This window comes from Azospirillum isscasi (assembly GCF_030849505.1).
GTDB lineage: Bacteria > Pseudomonadota > Alphaproteobacteria > Azospirillales > Azospirillaceae > Azospirillum > Azospirillum isscasi.
Genome location: NZ_JAUJFI010000152.1, coordinates 1 through 13,796, shown reverse-complemented (window position 1 = coordinate 13,796; position 13,796 = coordinate 1). Strand labels below are relative to the sequence as shown.

The 13,796-nt window shown below is 69.9% G+C and carries 15 protein-coding genes; 5 read left to right on the top strand and 10 right to left on the bottom strand.

The window, feature by feature from the left end; translation table 11 throughout:
• Positions 1-900, top strand: a 900-nt coding sequence (locus tag QSG27_RS22930; RefSeq protein WP_306710225.1) for an SDR family oxidoreductase, incomplete at its 5' end; no start/stop codon positions are given.
• A 4-nt stretch (positions 901-904) separates the two neighbouring features.
• Here QSG27_RS22930 and sugE read toward each other — a convergent pair.
• From sugE to QSG27_RS22905, 5 genes are all read right to left on the bottom strand, one after another.
• Entirely contained in the window at positions 905-1,222 is a 318-nt protein-coding gene (gene sugE / locus QSG27_RS22925; protein ID WP_306710223.1) for a quaternary ammonium compound efflux SMR transporter SugE, read from the bottom strand.
• A 126-nt stretch (positions 1,223-1,348) separates the two neighbouring features.
• The gene (locus QSG27_RS22920; RefSeq protein ID WP_306710221.1) at positions 1,349-1,516 is read right to left on the bottom strand and encodes a hypothetical protein; all 168 of its coding nucleotides are present in this window, start codon (positions 1,514-1,516) and stop codon (positions 1,349-1,351) included.
• 83 nt (positions 1,517-1,599) lie between these two features.
• Entirely contained in the window at positions 1,600-2,142 is a 543-nt protein-coding gene (locus QSG27_RS22915) for a hypothetical protein (protein ID WP_306710219.1), read from the bottom strand.
• Positions 2,139-2,729, bottom strand: a complete 591-nt coding sequence (locus QSG27_RS22910) for a hypothetical protein (RefSeq protein ID WP_306710217.1) — start codon at positions 2,727-2,729, stop codon at positions 2,139-2,141. The genes QSG27_RS22915 and QSG27_RS22910 overlap by 4 nt, the downstream gene beginning before the upstream one ends.
• Complete coding sequence (locus tag QSG27_RS22905) at positions 2,726-3,709, bottom strand: hypothetical protein (protein WP_306710215.1); 984 nt, start codon at positions 3,707-3,709, stop codon at positions 2,726-2,728. Before QSG27_RS22905 ends, QSG27_RS22910 begins: the two co-directional genes overlap by 4 nt.
• Before the next feature lie 229 nt (positions 3,710-3,938).
• Here QSG27_RS22905 and QSG27_RS22900 point away from each other — a divergent pair, with 229 nt between their 5' ends.
• The 4 genes from QSG27_RS22900 (at position 3,939) to QSG27_RS22885 (ending at position 7,907) form a co-directional block, all read left to right on the top strand.
• Positions 3,939-5,714: an ATP-binding response regulator gene (locus QSG27_RS22900; protein ID WP_306710213.1), complete on the top strand. Its 1,776-nt coding sequence runs from the start codon at positions 3,939-3,941 to the stop codon at positions 5,712-5,714.
• Positions 5,715-5,884: 170 nt separating this feature from the next.
• A complete protein-coding gene (locus QSG27_RS22895; RefSeq protein ID WP_306710211.1) occupies positions 5,885-6,436 on the top strand; it encodes a SiaB family protein kinase in 552 nt (183 codons plus the stop codon).
• An 8-nt stretch (positions 6,437-6,444) separates the two neighbouring features.
• Positions 6,445-6,861, top strand: coding sequence for a DUF1987 domain-containing protein (locus tag QSG27_RS22890; protein WP_306710210.1), 417 nt, complete (start codon positions 6,445-6,447; stop codon positions 6,859-6,861).
• On the top strand, positions 6,858-7,907 hold the full coding sequence (locus tag QSG27_RS22885; protein ID WP_306710207.1) for a sensor histidine kinase: 1,050 nt from the start codon (positions 6,858-6,860) through the stop codon (positions 7,905-7,907). The genes QSG27_RS22890 and QSG27_RS22885 overlap by 4 nt, the downstream gene beginning before the upstream one ends.
• Positions 7,908-7,934: 27 nt before the next feature.
• Here the strand turns inward: QSG27_RS22885 and QSG27_RS22880 are convergent, their stop codons facing one another.
• The 5 genes from QSG27_RS22880 to QSG27_RS22860 form a co-directional block, all read right to left on the bottom strand.
• Entirely contained in the window at positions 7,935-8,666 is a 732-nt protein-coding gene (locus tag QSG27_RS22880; RefSeq protein ID WP_306710206.1) for a response regulator transcription factor, read from the bottom strand.
• Positions 8,667-8,781: 115 nt separating this feature from the next.
• Positions 8,782-10,359 carry a SpoIIE family protein phosphatase gene (locus QSG27_RS22875; protein ID WP_306710204.1) on the bottom strand — a complete coding sequence of 526 codons (1,578 nt, stop codon included), beginning with the start codon at positions 10,357-10,359 and terminating at the stop codon, positions 8,782-8,784.
• A complete protein-coding gene (locus QSG27_RS22870) occupies positions 10,356-11,141 on the bottom strand; it encodes a substrate-binding periplasmic protein (protein WP_306710203.1) in 786 nt (261 codons plus the stop codon). The genes QSG27_RS22875 and QSG27_RS22870 overlap by 4 nt, the downstream gene beginning before the upstream one ends.
• Positions 11,142-11,252: 111 nt before the next feature.
• Positions 11,253-13,061: an ATP-dependent zinc metalloprotease FtsH gene (gene ftsH, locus QSG27_RS22865; protein ID WP_306710202.1), complete on the bottom strand. Its 1,809-nt coding sequence runs from the start codon at positions 13,059-13,061 to the stop codon at positions 11,253-11,255.
• Between the two features lie 169 nt (positions 13,062-13,230).
• On the bottom strand, positions 13,231-13,677 hold the full coding sequence (locus tag QSG27_RS22860) for a DnaJ C-terminal domain-containing protein (protein WP_407653260.1): 447 nt from the start codon (positions 13,675-13,677) through the stop codon (positions 13,231-13,233).
• Between the last annotated feature and the right edge of the window lie 119 nt (positions 13,678-13,796).

Sequence of the window (13,796 nt, the reverse complement as noted above, 5' to 3'; positions counted from 1 at the left end):
TCCCGCCCGGCGCTGGAGGACGTGGCGGCGGAGATCGAGCGGCTCGGCGGCAGGGCGCTGGTCCTGCCCGCCGACGTGGCCGACGCCGACGCGGTGCGGGCCGCCGCCGATGCCGTCGAGCGGTCGCTCGGTCCCATCGACGTGTGGGTCAACAACGCCATGGTGACGGTGTTCGGGCGCGTCCGCGACCTGACGCCCGAGGAAATCCGGCGGGTGACCGAGGTGACCTATCTCGGCTCCGTCCACGGCACCCTGGCGGCGCTGCGCCATATGCTGCCGCGCGACCGCGGCCTCATCCTTCAGGTCGGGTCGGCGCTCGCCTACCGCTCCATCCCGCTCCAGGCCGCCTATTGCGGCGCCAAGAGCGCCATCCGCGGCTTCATCGACAGCCTTCGGTCGGAACTGATCCACGACGGCAGCCGCCTTCGGGTGACCATGGTCCATCTGCCCGCCGTCAACACGCCGCAGTTCGACTGGGCGCGCAGCCACATGCCGCGCCGGGCGCGCCCGGTCGGCGCGATCTTCGATCCGGACGGCATCGGGCGGGCCATCGTCCGGGCCGCGGCGGACCCGAAGCGGGAGCACTGGCTGGGCTTCACGACCGCCGAGGCGATCATCGGAACGCAGGCGCTGCCCGCCTATGCGGATTACCGGGCGGCCTTCACCGCCTTCGAAGGGCAGGAGACGGACGAGGCGGAAACGCCGGACCGGCCCGACAACCTGTTCCAGCCGGTTCCCGGCCTGCACCGCACGCACGGGCGTTTTGCCGGGCAGGAGCAGGGCCTGGCGCTGAGCACCACGGGCACCGCGGCGCGCGGCTTCGCCTTCCTCGCCGGCCTCGCGGTGGCCGGGGGGATCGGCTACGCCGCGCGGGCGGCCCGGCGGCGGGTGCGGGCTTGACGGATCAGGGCGTGATGAGCTTCAGCCCGAGGATGCCCGCCACGATCAGCGCGATGCAGCCGAGCCGCAGCAGGTCGGCGGATTCGCCGTAGAGCCAGATGCCCAGAGCCACGGTGCCGACCGTTCCGATGCCGGTCCACACGGCGTAGGCCGTGCCCAGCGGCAGCGACTTCAGCGCCAGCCCCAGCAGGGCGAGGCTGACGATCATCGAACCGATGGTGAGCGCGGTGGGAATGGGACGGGTGAACCCGTCCGTCTGCTTCAGGCCGACGGCCCAGCCGATTTCGAACAGGCCGGCGAAGAACAGGATGACCCAGGACACGGGGCACCTCCGATAGCATGGAGGCAGGGTCGTCCCCGCCGGGTTCCCCACGCCCGTCGCGGGCGTGCGTCGGTGAGGTCGTCCTCACGGGTGGGCGACGGGGATATAGGGACGCGGGTGGCCCGGTCAAGCCCCGTCCCAGCGATAGCCGCTGTCCGTTTCGCTCAGCATGGCGACCTCGCGGCGCGGGCAACGGCGGTCGTCCAGGGGCAGGGGAGCGGTCTTGGCCGCCGCTTGTTCACGGGCGGACGGCTGCGGAACGGTCGGAAGGCGGGTTGCGATGCGGCGGGTCATGGCGCTTACCGGGGCAAGGGGATGGTGTGCCCCACCTTAGCGGCGGAGACCGCCCCGCGCTGTGGCGTGCCTCACCAAGCGCGTCAGGCCCGCTTGCGTTCGGCGTCCTTGGCCAGGAACAGGCGGCAGGTCAGGACCGGGCCGACCTCGTAGCCGTTCACGCGGGGGAAGCGCTGGGCGGCGCGGTCCAGCGCCTCCTTCTGGTTGGAGGCGACGATCAGGTAGGTCCGCCCGTCGCGCCAGGACGCGGCCATGGCGGCGCTGGTGTAGAGCGCGTCCGGGGCGCGGCGCACCGTCACCTCCCAGATGGTTCCGGGGCGGGCCTCCAGCCGGTCGAAGACGTGGTACAGCTCCACCGGCGTCTGTTGGAGCGCGTCGAGCTGCCCTTCCAACACTTCGGTCTGCCGCTTCGCCTCCACCAGCGCCTCTTCCAGGCCGCCCAGCTTCCCGCGCGCCGCCTCCAGCGTCTTCCGGGATTCCTGGACACGCTGCTCCATGGTCCGGATGTCCTTGTCGGCGGTGGCAAGCGCCTCACGCGTCGCGCGGACGCGGCGCTCGCCCATGCGGTTCACCAGGACGCTGGCCGCCAGAAGAAGCAGCGCCGCATAGAGGATGATCGCCGTCATGGGGAAACCGGCCGCGCGCTGTCGTTGGCCCCGTTTCCGACCGGGGGGGCGTTTCCGGCCGGGATCAGCGGAATCGTTTCCGGCCGCGAGGACAGGACGCCGTTGCGCGTGCTGAAGGCGCGCTGGAGCATCGCCGCGGCGGCATCCGGCGTGTCCGCCCAGACGCGGGCGATGTTCCGGCGGTCCCAGATGGCCCGCGCGAACAGCATGCGCCGGGGGTCGAGCCGGGCGAAATCCGGGACGGTGCGCAGTTCGCTCTCGTAGCGTTGCGCGCCGCTCTGCGCGTCGCCGATTTCGTGCACCAGGGCGACCTTGGACGCCTTGACCGACGCGATCAGCCCGGTCAGGCGCCCGCGCTCGGCGGTCAGCCGGTCGATGACCTCCTGCCGGGCGGCGCTCGCGGCCTGGGCATCCTCGATCTGGCGGTCGAGGGCGGCCAAGTCGGCGGTCTGGGCGTCCAGCTTGCGCCGCACCAGCGCCTTGCGGCTGGTGGCGGCGGTGAGGCGCGACGCCTCGTAAACCACGGAAATCCCGAGTGCGGCCACGCAAAGGACGAGAACGGCGAGGGCGAAGCTGTCCAAACTCATCGCATCACCGCCCGATCCGTCAGCGCTTTGGCCAGCGCGTGCCCCCCGCCGGGCGGGAGGGCGTAGGCGGCGCCGTCGTCCGCCCGGTCCGTGTTCGTCTCGTCCACATGCTCCGTCAGCCAGGAGGCGGCGGCATCGACCAGAGGCAGCGGCAGGAGCGCCCGCAGCGCCGCTCCCAGCAGAGGGTCGCGGCGGGTGTAGAGGCCGGCCACCGCGAACAGGGCCATCGCCTCGGGCGGCACGCCGCCGCCGGTCAGCGCGCCGCGCACGCAGGCCAGCAACTCGTCGATCTCCATGTCCGGTGCCCGCCCGCCCAGCATCCGCCAACTGTCGGACAGGCGCAGCGCGGTCGCCAGGGTTTCCACGTCCGCGCCGTCCAGCGGGCGGAGCGCCGCGACGCCGCCGGGGAAGGTCAGGGCGCTGGCGGCGCGCATGCGGTGGGCGTTGGCCTCCTCCAGGAACAGGGCGAGCGTGGTGGGGTTGGTGCGCACCGCGTCCAGCACGGCCAGCGACCGGTTGCGCAGCGTTTCGGCCCAGCCGGCCATCTCCGGCGAGGCGAGGACCCGCTCCAGGGCGCCTTCGGCCAGCCGGTCCTCCAGACGGGTCTGCACGGTGGCCGGCAGGTCGTCCATGCGCCGCGACAGGGCCGGCCACCAGCCGGCGGTGTCGATGACGCGGATGCAGCCGGGCAACGGCTCCGTGATGGCAAGCAGAGCCGGATCGCGCAGCATCACCGGTTCCAGCCACCGCGCCCACAGACGGCGCGTGTGCGCACGGCGGCGGCTGGACAGCAGGCCGAGAAGCATGGCGCGCATCGGCAGGCCGGCCGGCCTGTCCGCGGTCCGTGCCGCATCGGCACCGCGGTCGAGGCGCGACAGAAGCCGGCGGAACGCCGCATACCGCCCGATGGGCGTGCCGTCCGGATCAGTACCGTTCAGGTCCCGGCCATTGGGGTCCGGGCCATTGAAGTCCATGTCCATACGCGGGCCAACTCCCTCGTTTTCGGAGAGTATAAAAGAGAACGGTAATACTTGGGTATTCGTCAAAGGGCAGAAACGACGCCAATTCGTGTTAGGTGTCTCTGAAACATCGCGTTTTGTGACAATTTGCGACAGCCCTGGACGGGTGGGCTTAGGTCTCGTACCGCTTTGGTGCCTTCCTTGTCCGTCGATGCGGACCCATCCGGGTAGGTCATGCGTGGAGGGGCCGATGGGCCAGGATATGGACGAAGGTCTGGACGACGAGCCGTTGTTCGGCCCCGGCGACGGATTGGCAGACGATCCCGCGGCCAACCTCCGGCCGGCGGAGCCCTGGCCCGTCCTGGTGGTCGACGACGATCCCCAGGTTCATACCATGACCGAGGTGCTGCTGCGCGACTTCGAATTCGAAGGCCGCCCGTTCGAGGTGATCAGCGCCCTGTCCGCCGCCGCCGCCCGGTCGCTCCTGCTGACCCGCCCGGACATCCCCGTGGCGCTGCTCGACGTGGTGATGGAGACGGACGACGCCGGGCTGCGTCTGGTCCGCTTCATCCGCGAGGATCTGAACAACCACCGCATGCGCATCGTCCTGCGCACCGGCCAGCCCGGCCAGGCGCCGGAGCGGGACGTGGTCGTCGCCTACGACATCAACGATTACAAGGCCAAGAGCGAACTCACCGCGCAGCGCCTGTTCACCACGCTGGTCAGCGGGCTGCGGGCATGGCGCGACATCGTGACCATCGAGCGGCACCGCCAGGGGCTGGAGCGCATCCTCGCCGCCTCCGCCCCGCTGTTCGAAACGCGCTCCATGCGCACGCTGGTGGAAGAGCTGGTGGACCAGCTCAGCAAGGTCGTGGACAACAGCGGCGGCGCCGTTCTGGCCTGCCGCATGGTGGACCGCGGCGACGGCAAGACGCGGGCCACCGTGGTCGCCGGCTCCAGCCGCTTCGCCCGCTTCGTCGGGCGGCCCGCCTCCGGCGCCCTGGAGCCCGACCTGACCGCCCAAGTGGTCGCCGCCTTCGAAACGCAGCGGAGCGATTTCGGGCCGGGCCGCTGCATCCTGGCCTTCCGCACGCGGGAGCACGGGACGACGGTCTTCGCCCTGGAGCGCGCCGAACCCTATCGGGAGGACGATCACCGGCTGCTGGAGCTGTTCTGCGCCCGCGTCACCATCGGCTTCGACAATGTGTGCCTCTATGAGGATCTGATCGCACTGAACCAGTCGCTGGAACGGCGCGTCGGCGAGCGGACCGCCGAGCTGGCGGCCAACCAGGCCGCCCTGGTCGCCGCGAAGGAACGGGTGGAACGCGCGTTGGAGGCGGAACTGGTCGCCCGCGAGCAGCAGCGCCAGTTCGTCACCATGGTCAGCCACGAGTTCCGCACCCCCCTGGCCATCATCGACAGCGCCGCCCAGATGCTGACCCTGCGGGCGGAGCGGGAGAACCCGGACGCGCTGGAACGGCTGCGCGTCATCCGCAGCAGCGTGCAGCGCCTGACCGGGCTGATCGACACGCATCTGACCGACGAGCGGCTCCAGGCCGGAACGCTGGAGGTGCAGCGGGCGGAGGTGGACCTGACGGCGCTGCTGCGTTCGGTGACCGAACCCTTCCGCACCGCCTACGCCGGCTGCGACTTCCACCTGGACCTGGACCGCCTGCCGCCGATGGTGATGGCGGACGGGCATCTGCTGGGCATGCTGTTCAGCAACCTGTTGAACAACGCCTTCAAATACTCGGATGGCGACTGCCGCGTGACGGTGCGCGGGGAAACCGAGGGCGGGGCGGCGGTGGTGGAGGTGGCCGACCAGGGCCGCGGCATCCCGCAGAACGAATTGCCCCTGCTGTTCGAACGGCACTACCGGGGCACGGGGTCGGCGGGCGTGCCGGGGACGGGCATCGGGCTGCACACGGTGCGGCAGATCATCCTGCTGCACGGCGGGTCGATCACCGCCGAAAGCACGGTCGGGCAGGGCAGCGTCTTCCGCGTCCGCCTTCCCGTGAAAGGCTGAACCCGCAACGCCGGGCCGCCGGCCGGCAATCCGATATTCCTTCCAGAGCGGCGAACGGAAATGTAACGTAGTCTTACTCATTGCCACGCGGAAAACCGGTGACGGGTCCGGACCGCGATGGCAAAAAGGCGCCCCCTTCGCACTCCAACGGAAACGCCGCGGAATTCACCATGCTCGCTCAGCAATACGCCGGGATCAAACGGGACCTCGACGAGAAAGGCATCATCTTTTCGTTCAGCGGCTATGTGTCCGAGGGAATACTCTATTCCCTGGGCGAGGCGCTGCGCGAGAAGATGACGCTGGAGGAAACCGACGGCCCGACCGTCCGCCGCGTCTTCGCCGTCTTCGTCGAGCAGATGCAGAACATCATCCGCTATTCCGCGGAAAAGGTGACCGGTGCGCGTGAGAAGCCGGTCGAGCTGAGCGCCGGCATGGTCACCATCGGCATGGAAGGCGGGAAGGTCTTCATCGTCTGCGGCAACACTGTGTACAACGCCGACGTTCCGCGCCTGCGCGACCGGCTGGAGTATCTGAAGGGCTTGGACAAGGACGCGATCAAGACCTATTACCGGGAGCAACTGCGCGAAGCCCCGGAAGAGGGCGCGCGGGGCGCCAACATCGGCCTGATCGAGATCGCGCGCCGCGCCAGCGAACCCATCGAGTACGACTTCCTCCAAATGGACGAGGGCAAGAGCTTCTTCTGCCTCAAGGCTCGGATCTGAAAGCGGCTGTGGACATCCGGACGACCATGGAATCCCTGAAATTACCCGCGACGGGCCGGACGCCCGAGGTCGATTTCGACTTTGCCCAGGGCGTGCTGCGCCTCAGCGGCGAGTCCTATCCCGACGACGTGGCGACCTTCTTCGGGCCGATCTTCGCGGCGCTGCGCGGCTTCCTGGCCGAACCGGGCGGCCATCCCGTCCGCTTCGACATGGAACTGCTGTACTTCAACAGCTCCAGCGCGAAGGCCCTGATGAACATCTTCCAGATGCTGGAGACGGCGGCCCGCGACGGGCGCAGCATCTCCGTCACCTGGTGCTACGAGGAGAACGACGAGTCCATGCAGGAGCTGGGCGAGGATTTCGCCGAGGATCTGCACCACGTCGCCTTCACGTTGAAGCAGATTCCGGCAGACGGGGCGTCATGACCTTCAACCTCTTCGCCGCCGAGGAGCAGGCCATCGAGCAGGCCCGCCTTCTGGGGGAGAGGCTGGGCGCCGCCGCGCCCGACCTGCGTGCCGAGTTCGACGCGCTGGTGGAAGCGTTTCAACGGAGCACGCGCGAGCAGCGTCGGCTGGTGCGGGTCAGCGACCGGCTTCAGGCGCAGCTCGGCTCCGCCAACCAGGAGTTGGAGCGCCGCCGGCAGGAGGCGGAATCCGCTCTGGCCGACCTGCGCGAGGCGCAGGAGGCGATGGTCCGCGCCGAGAAGCTGGCGTCGCTGGGCGCGCTGGTCGCCGGGGTCGCGCACGAGATCAACACGCCCGTGGGCATCGCCGTGTCCTGCGCGTCCCACCTGTCCGACGCCACGGCCCGGCTGCGCGGGCGCGCCCAGTCGGGGGAACTGAGCAAGGCGGATTTCTCCCGCTACCTGACCACGGCCACCGACACCACGGCGCTGATCCTCACCAATTGCGAGCGGGCCGCCAAGCTGATCGCCAGCTTCAAGCAGGTGGCGGTGGACCGCGCCAGCGCCGAGCGGCGGGCCGTGCATCTCAACCGCTACATCCAGGAGACGCTGGTCAGCCTGGAGCCGAAGCTCCGCCAGAGCCGGCACGGCATCACGGTGTCCTGCCCGGACGGGCTGGTGGTGGACAGCTATCCGGGCGCCCTATCGCAGATCCTGACCAATTTCGTGATGAACTCCGTCACCCACGCCTTCGTCGATGCGCAGGGCGCGGAGGGGCAGGGCGGCGCGCTGACGGTTACCGTGGACGAGCCGGAGCCCGGCACCGTGCGGCTGGTCTACACCGACAACGGCCGGGGCATCCCGCCGGACCATCTGCCGCGGATCTTCGATCCCTTCTTCACCACCCGGCGCGGCGAGGGGGGCAGCGGGCTCGGCCTGCACATCGTGCACAATCTGGCGGTCGGTGCGCTGAAGGGAACGATTTCGGTGGACAGCGCACCGGGGCAGGGGACGCGCTTCGTCCTGACCTTCCCGAAGGACACGCCGCCGGAAGACGGCGCCGCCTGAGGGGCTTCCGTCCGCGCCGGTCTGGGATCAGATCATCCGCACCGGGGCCGAGAAGACATAGCCGACCCCGTGGACCGACTTGACCGGGGCGGTTTCGCCGATGGCGTTTTCCACCTTGTGGCGCAGGCGTCCGACCACCGTGTCGATGGAGCGGTCGTCGGGGTTCCAGCGGCGGTTGTAGAGCGCCACGGAAATCTGGTCGCGGGTCGCCGGCTGGCGGGCCTGTCCGGCCAGCAGCGAGACCAGCTTCATCTCCATGCTCGTCAGGCTGACGCGCACGCCCGCCGGGCTGGTCAGCGCCCAGGCCGTGGCGTCCAGCACCCAGTGGGCCTCGTCCGACGGGGGCGGGCCGGACGCCGGCGGGGCCGGCGGGGCGGCGCCGGCATTGCCCGCCTCCAGACGGCGCAGCAGGGCCTTGGCCTGGGCCTCCAACTCGCGCATCTCGACGGGCTTCACCAGATAGGCGTCGGCGCCAAGCTCCAGCCCGACCACCCGGTCCACGGTGGAGCCGCGGGCGGTCACCATGATGATTCCGATGGACGGATTCTCGCGCAGGCGGGTGGCGATCTTGAAACCGTCCTCGCCCGGAAGGTTGACGTCCAGAACAACCAAGGATACCGGGCGCGCGGCGATCTGTTCGTCCAATTCGCGCCCGTTCTTCACCCCGACCGCATCGAAGCCGCAGCCGCGCAGATATTCGATCATGTCACGGCGCAGCGACGCCTCGTCCTCGACGACAACGATCGTAACGGCCGCCATCCCTTCTGCTCCCACGTTACCGGTGCTTATTGTTCACAGGGCCGGCGCGAAAACTATATGAATTCGAATGGTAGGTCGAGCGGCTTCCACCCGATTCGCTTCTCCTGCTGCACTATTACGCAATCTCCCACAGGGTGGTGCGCGACGGGGCCGCCGGGGTGCCGGCCAGCCGGACGCGGAAGCCGACCATGGTGATGTCGTCGCGCTGCGGACGGTCGCCCTGGAAGCCGGAGAGGCTCGATTCGATGCGTTCCTTCTGCCGGTCGAGCGGCAGGGCGCTGCATTCCTCGACCACGCCGTGCAGCCGGCGCTTGCCGAAGCTCCGGCCCCGTTCGCCGCCGCACTGGTCGGTCAGCCCGTCGGTGCAGATGTAGAAGGTCTGGCCGGACCGAAGCTCCAGGCTGTGGTTCGTGAAGTCCGGGGTGGGGCCGGCGCTGCGGTAGCCCAGGCTGCGGCGGTCGGCGCGGATCTCGGTCAGCCCGCCCTCCGCCCCGGCGACGGTCAGGGGCAGGCGGGCGCCGGCATAGACCAGCCGCCCCTGTGCGGGCTGGACGTGGCAGAGCGCCAGGTCGAGCCCGTTGTCGAAACCGCCCTCCCAGCTCGCCGCGTCGCCGTCCTGGTGCAGGGCCGCCCGCACCTTGCCGTCCACCATGGCGAGCAACGCCGCGGGATCGGCGGCGCCCATGCTGTCCACCACGTTGTTCAGCACCGCGCTGGCGGTCATGGTCATGAAGGCGCCGGGGACGCCGTGGCCGGTGCAGTCGGCCACGCCGATCAGGAAACCGTCCTCGACCTCGCGGTAATAGTAGAAGTCGCCGCTGACCACGTCGCGCGGGCGCCACAGCACGAAATGCTCGGCCAGCCCGCCCTCCATGACCTCCGGCTTCGGCAGGATCGAGGACTGGATCAACTGGGCGTAATTGATGCTGTCCATGATTCGGCGGTTGATGTCGGCCAGCGCCTCCGTCCGCTCCTGCACGCGGGATTCCAGGGTCTGGGTGTAGTCCTGGACGGTCTCGGCCATGCGGTTGAAGGTCTTGGTCAGGACGCCGATCTCGTCCTCCCGCTCGGTGGCGAGGCGGGCGCCGTAATCGCCGCGGGACACCGCCTGCGCCGCCTGGGTCAGCCGCCGCAGCGGACCGAGCACGACGCGGTTCAGCATCACGCTGATGATCACGATGGCGGTGACCAGCGACAGCAGAAGCAGGCCCACCACCGGCAGCAGCGCCTCCAGCGTGTTGCGGTGGATCTCCTCCGTCGAATAGAGCAGGCGCAGCGTCCCGACCTGCCGGGTGACCCCGTCGCGCCCCCGCAGATCGATGACCTTCTCGATGACGGTGGAATCGGCGGAATTCCTGGGGTCGCCGGACACCGCCATCGGCTCGCTGCGGCCCGGTTCGAACACCGAGACGGCGAGGATGGCCGGGTCGCGCTCGCGCAGCGAATCGATGATGTTGCGGACGGCGCGGTCGTCGATCTCCCAGATCGGGTTGGCCAGCGCGTCCGTCTGCATGGCGGCGACCAGCTCCGCCCGCCGGGTCAGCGCCGAGAATTGCTGGTGCTCCACCACATTGGCCGACACCGCCACGGCGACCACCCCCACGGCGGCGGCGGTGACCAGGATGATGCTGCCGATGCGGGTCAGCAGCGATCGGTCGCGCCGGCCATGGGCGAGGGAGCGCAGCTCGGTCATGGGGCGATCCCCTGCCGGACCCACAGGGCCTGCAACGCGCCGCTGCGCTCCAGCCGGTCCAGCGTGTCGTTCATCCAGGCGACGCCGACCGGACCGCCGCTCCGGACCAGGACGGTGTGCTCGTAAATCTGGTCGGTGCGGTCGGACACGAGAAGAAGCGGCGCCGTGTCGGGGTTCGCCTTCAGGAATTTCGTCAGGAAGGAGCGGGTGACGATGGCCAGCGCGGCGCGTCCGGCGGCGACGCTGCGCACGTTGCCCTCATGCGTGACGGTCAGGCGGGTGTTGAATCGCTTCTCCAGGATCTCCGGATCGGCGGTCATCCCGGCGAAGGCGTAATGGTAGCCCAGCCGCCCCAGGATCGTCTTGTCGTCCAACCGGTCGAAATAGCTCTGGTCCACGCCGGGACCGGTCTTGGCGACGAACACCTCCGCATCGCGCAGAAAGACCCGCGACGCCTCGACGGAGCGCCCCTTCCAGCCCCAGGCGAGGCTTTCGAAGGCGATCATGTCGAACCGCCCCCGCTCCATGTCCTCGTAGCGCCGCTGGGGGGAGGTGCGGACCAGCTCGAACCGGAAGTCGGTCTGCTCCCCGTTCAGGAGGTCAAGCAGGGCCTGGGTCACGCCACCGCCGGATTCGGTGACGTAGGGTGGAAACTCGTAGGCGCCGACCTTGACGGTGACCGGAGCGGTCGCGGAAGCGGCGGCAGAACACGGCAGGCCGCCCGCCGCCATGCCGGCGAGCGCCAAGGCCAGTATCGTTCGGCGGGCAACCGCTTTTGCCATCTTCAGCCCCGATGCCGATCGTTCAGGTGCGCGGAAAATCCAAGGCATTTTACCAATGTATGCGCGTATGCAGCAATGTTTGTCATTGAATGTGAATGAGAAATTTCACCGTCAGGCGGCTTCTGTTTCGCGTTTGGCCGTTTCGCGTTCGACGGTTTCGCATCCCGCCGCGGCCAGGGCGCCGATCTCCTCGCCGCTCAGCGTCTCGCGCTCCAGAAGGGCGGCGGTGATCCGCTCCAGCGCTGCGCGGTCGGCGGCCAGGATGCGGCGCGCGCGCTCCATCCCCTCGTCGGTGATGCGGCGGACCTCCTCGTCGATGCGCCAGGCGGTGCGTTCCGAGCGCACGACGGCGGGGTCGTTGCCGGCGTGGGCGACGTAGCCGATGGCCTCGCTCATGCCCCAGGCGGTGACCATGCGGCGGGCGAGATCGGTGGCGGCGCGGAAGTCGGCCTCCGCCCCGGTGGTGACGGCGTCCGGCCCGAAGACCAGATCCTCCGCCGCGCGCCCGGCCATCGCGACGGCGATGTCGGCCAGCAGCTTGGCCCGCGACACCGACACGCGGTCGCCTTCGGGCAGCCGCACCACCATGCCCAGCGCGCGGCCCCGCGGGATGATGGTGGCCTTGTGGATGGGGTCGGCCTCCGGGCAGCGGATGGAGACCAGCGCGTGCCCGGCCTCGTGACAGGCGGTCAGGCGCCGCTCGTGGCCGGACAGGGCGAGGCTGCGCCGCTCGTTGCCCATCAGGACGCGGTCCTTCGCCGCCTCGAAATCGGCCATGCCGACGATGACCCGCCCGTTGCGCGCGGCGGACAAGGCGGCCTCGTTGGTCAGGTTGGCCAGTTCCGCGCCCGAGAAGCCGGGCGTGCCCCGCGCCACCGTGCGCACGCAGACGTCGGAGGCGAGCCGCAGGCGGCCCGTGTGGACGCCCAGGATGGCCTCGCGCCCGGCCACGTCGGGCAGGGCGACGTGGATGTGGCGGTCGAAGCGGCCCGGGCGGGTCACCGCGGGGTCCAGCATCTCCGCCCGGTTGGTGGCGGCGATGACGACCACCTCGCCGCCGTCCACGATGCCGTCCATCTCGACCAGGAGCTGGTTCAGCGTCTGCTCCCGTTCCGAATGGGAGTTGGATTCGCCGCGCTTGCCGGCCAGGGCGTCCACCTCGTCGATGAACAGCAGGCAGGGGGCGCTGGCCCGCGCCGTCTTGAAGACGCTGCGCACCCGCGCCGCGCCGAGACCCACGAACATCTCGACGAAGTCCGAACCGGACACGGTGAAGAAGGGCACCCCGGCCTCGCCCGCCGCGGCCTTCGCCAGCATGGTCTTGCCGGTGCCCGGCGGGCCGACCAGCAGGATGCCCTTGGGCACGCGGGCGCCGGCCATGGCGAACCGGCGCGGGTCGCGCAGGAACTCCACGGTTTCGCGAAGCTCCTCCTTCGCCTCGTCCACCCCGGCCACGTCGGCGAAGACGGTGCCGGTGTCGCGCGGGCGCACGCGGGTGGCACGGTTGCCGCCCAGAAACTGCCCGCCGCTGAGCAGCAGGGCGCCGACCAGCAGGCCGATGACCAGGAAGGGCGCCAGCTTCTCCAGAACGGAGACGGTGCCGGACACCAGCCCGCCGGCCTCCTCCTCGAAGGCGATGGCGATCTTCCGCCCGCGCAGATCCTTCAGCAGGTCGTCGGTGACCGGCACGACGGCCCGCAGGCGCTGCCCGTCCGGCGTGACGGCGTGCGCGCCGTCGCCGCGGAAGGTGAGCGAGGCGATGTCCCCCCGTTCCGCCGCCGCGATCAAGTCGCTGTAGGTCGCGGTCTCCTCCGCGCCGTCGCGGGTGTAGTCGGTCCAGGCCGCGAAGGCGAACCAGCCAAGCAGAAGCGCAGCAATGGCGGCAAGGGCGGTCAGGTATTTTTTGGGGATCGGCGGCATGGCGTCCTACGAAAGCAGCGAAAGCCGTTTCCGGCACATCGCCACCATTGATGAAGGCGCCGCCGCCCCGCATCAACCGCATTCGGCCCAGGACTTTTCTTTGACATAAAGATGAGGGGAGGGTTAACGGTCCGGCGCCGCGGGGCGGCTCGCCCGACCGTTCCCCGGATCACTCCAGCCCGGCCTTCTTGCGCACGTCGTAGCTGCGCGTCCTGGCCCACTCCTCGACGAACTTCACCAGTTCCGCGTCGGGCGGGTCGGGGAGGACCACCTTCAGCTTCACATACTGGTCGCCGGCCTGCTTCGTCGCCTGGTTCATCACGCCCTTGCCGCGCAGCCGCAGGGTGGAGCCGGTGTTGGCGCCCGCCGGGATCTTCAGCGCGACCGGCCCGCTGACCGTGGGCACGCGGATGGTCGAGCCCAGGACCGCCTCGTTCAGGGTGATCGGCACCTCGACATGGATGTCGGAGCCCTGGCGGGTGAAGAAGGGATGCGCCTCGACATGAACCTCGACGATGGCGTCGCCGGCCGCGAGCCCGCCGGCGCCGGGAAGGCCCTGGCCCTTCAGCCGCAGCTTTGCCTGATCCTCCGTCCCCGGCGGGACGGTGACGTCGATGCTCTTGCCGTTGGACAGGCTGATGCGCCGCTTGGTGCCCTGCGCCGCCTATTCCGCTCTGGGCACCGACGCCGGCTCCGTCGCCACGCGCAAGTCGCTGGCCTCGCAGTTCAACGCGC

Coding starts and splice junctions, on each gene's coding strand:
- QSG27_RS22920 (WP_306710221.1), bottom strand. CDS start 1,516: ATGACCCGCCGCATCGCAACCCGCCTTCCGACCGTTCCGCAGCCGTCC.
- QSG27_RS22915 (WP_306710219.1), bottom strand. CDS start 2,142: ATGACGGCGATCATCCTCTATGCGGCGCTGCTTCTTCTGGCGGCCAGC.
- QSG27_RS22910 (WP_306710217.1), bottom strand. CDS start 2,729: ATGAGTTTGGACAGCTTCGCCCTCGCCGTTCTCGTCCTTTGCGTGGCC.
- QSG27_RS22905 (WP_306710215.1), bottom strand. CDS start 3,709: ATGGACATGGACTTCAATGGCCCGGACCCCAATGGCCGGGACCTGAAC.
- QSG27_RS22900 (WP_306710213.1), top strand. CDS start 3,939: ATGGGCCAGGATATGGACGAAGGTCTGGACGACGAGCCGTTGTTCGGC.
- QSG27_RS22895 (WP_306710211.1), top strand. CDS start 5,885: ATGCTCGCTCAGCAATACGCCGGGATCAAACGGGACCTCGACGAGAAA.
- QSG27_RS22885 (WP_306710207.1), top strand. CDS start 6,858: ATGACCTTCAACCTCTTCGCCGCCGAGGAGCAGGCCATCGAGCAGGCC.
- QSG27_RS22880 (WP_306710206.1), bottom strand. CDS start 8,666: ATGGCGGCCGTTACGATCGTTGTCGTCGAGGACGAGGCGTCGCTGCGC.
- QSG27_RS22875 (WP_306710204.1), bottom strand. CDS start 10,359: ATGACCGAGCTGCGCTCCCTCGCCCATGGCCGGCGCGACCGATCGCTG.
- QSG27_RS22870 (WP_306710203.1), bottom strand. CDS start 11,141: ATGGCAAAAGCGGTTGCCCGCCGAACGATACTGGCCTTGGCGCTCGCC.
- ftsH (WP_306710202.1), bottom strand. CDS start 13,061: ATGCCGCCGATCCCCAAAAAATACCTGACCGCCCTTGCCGCCATTGCT.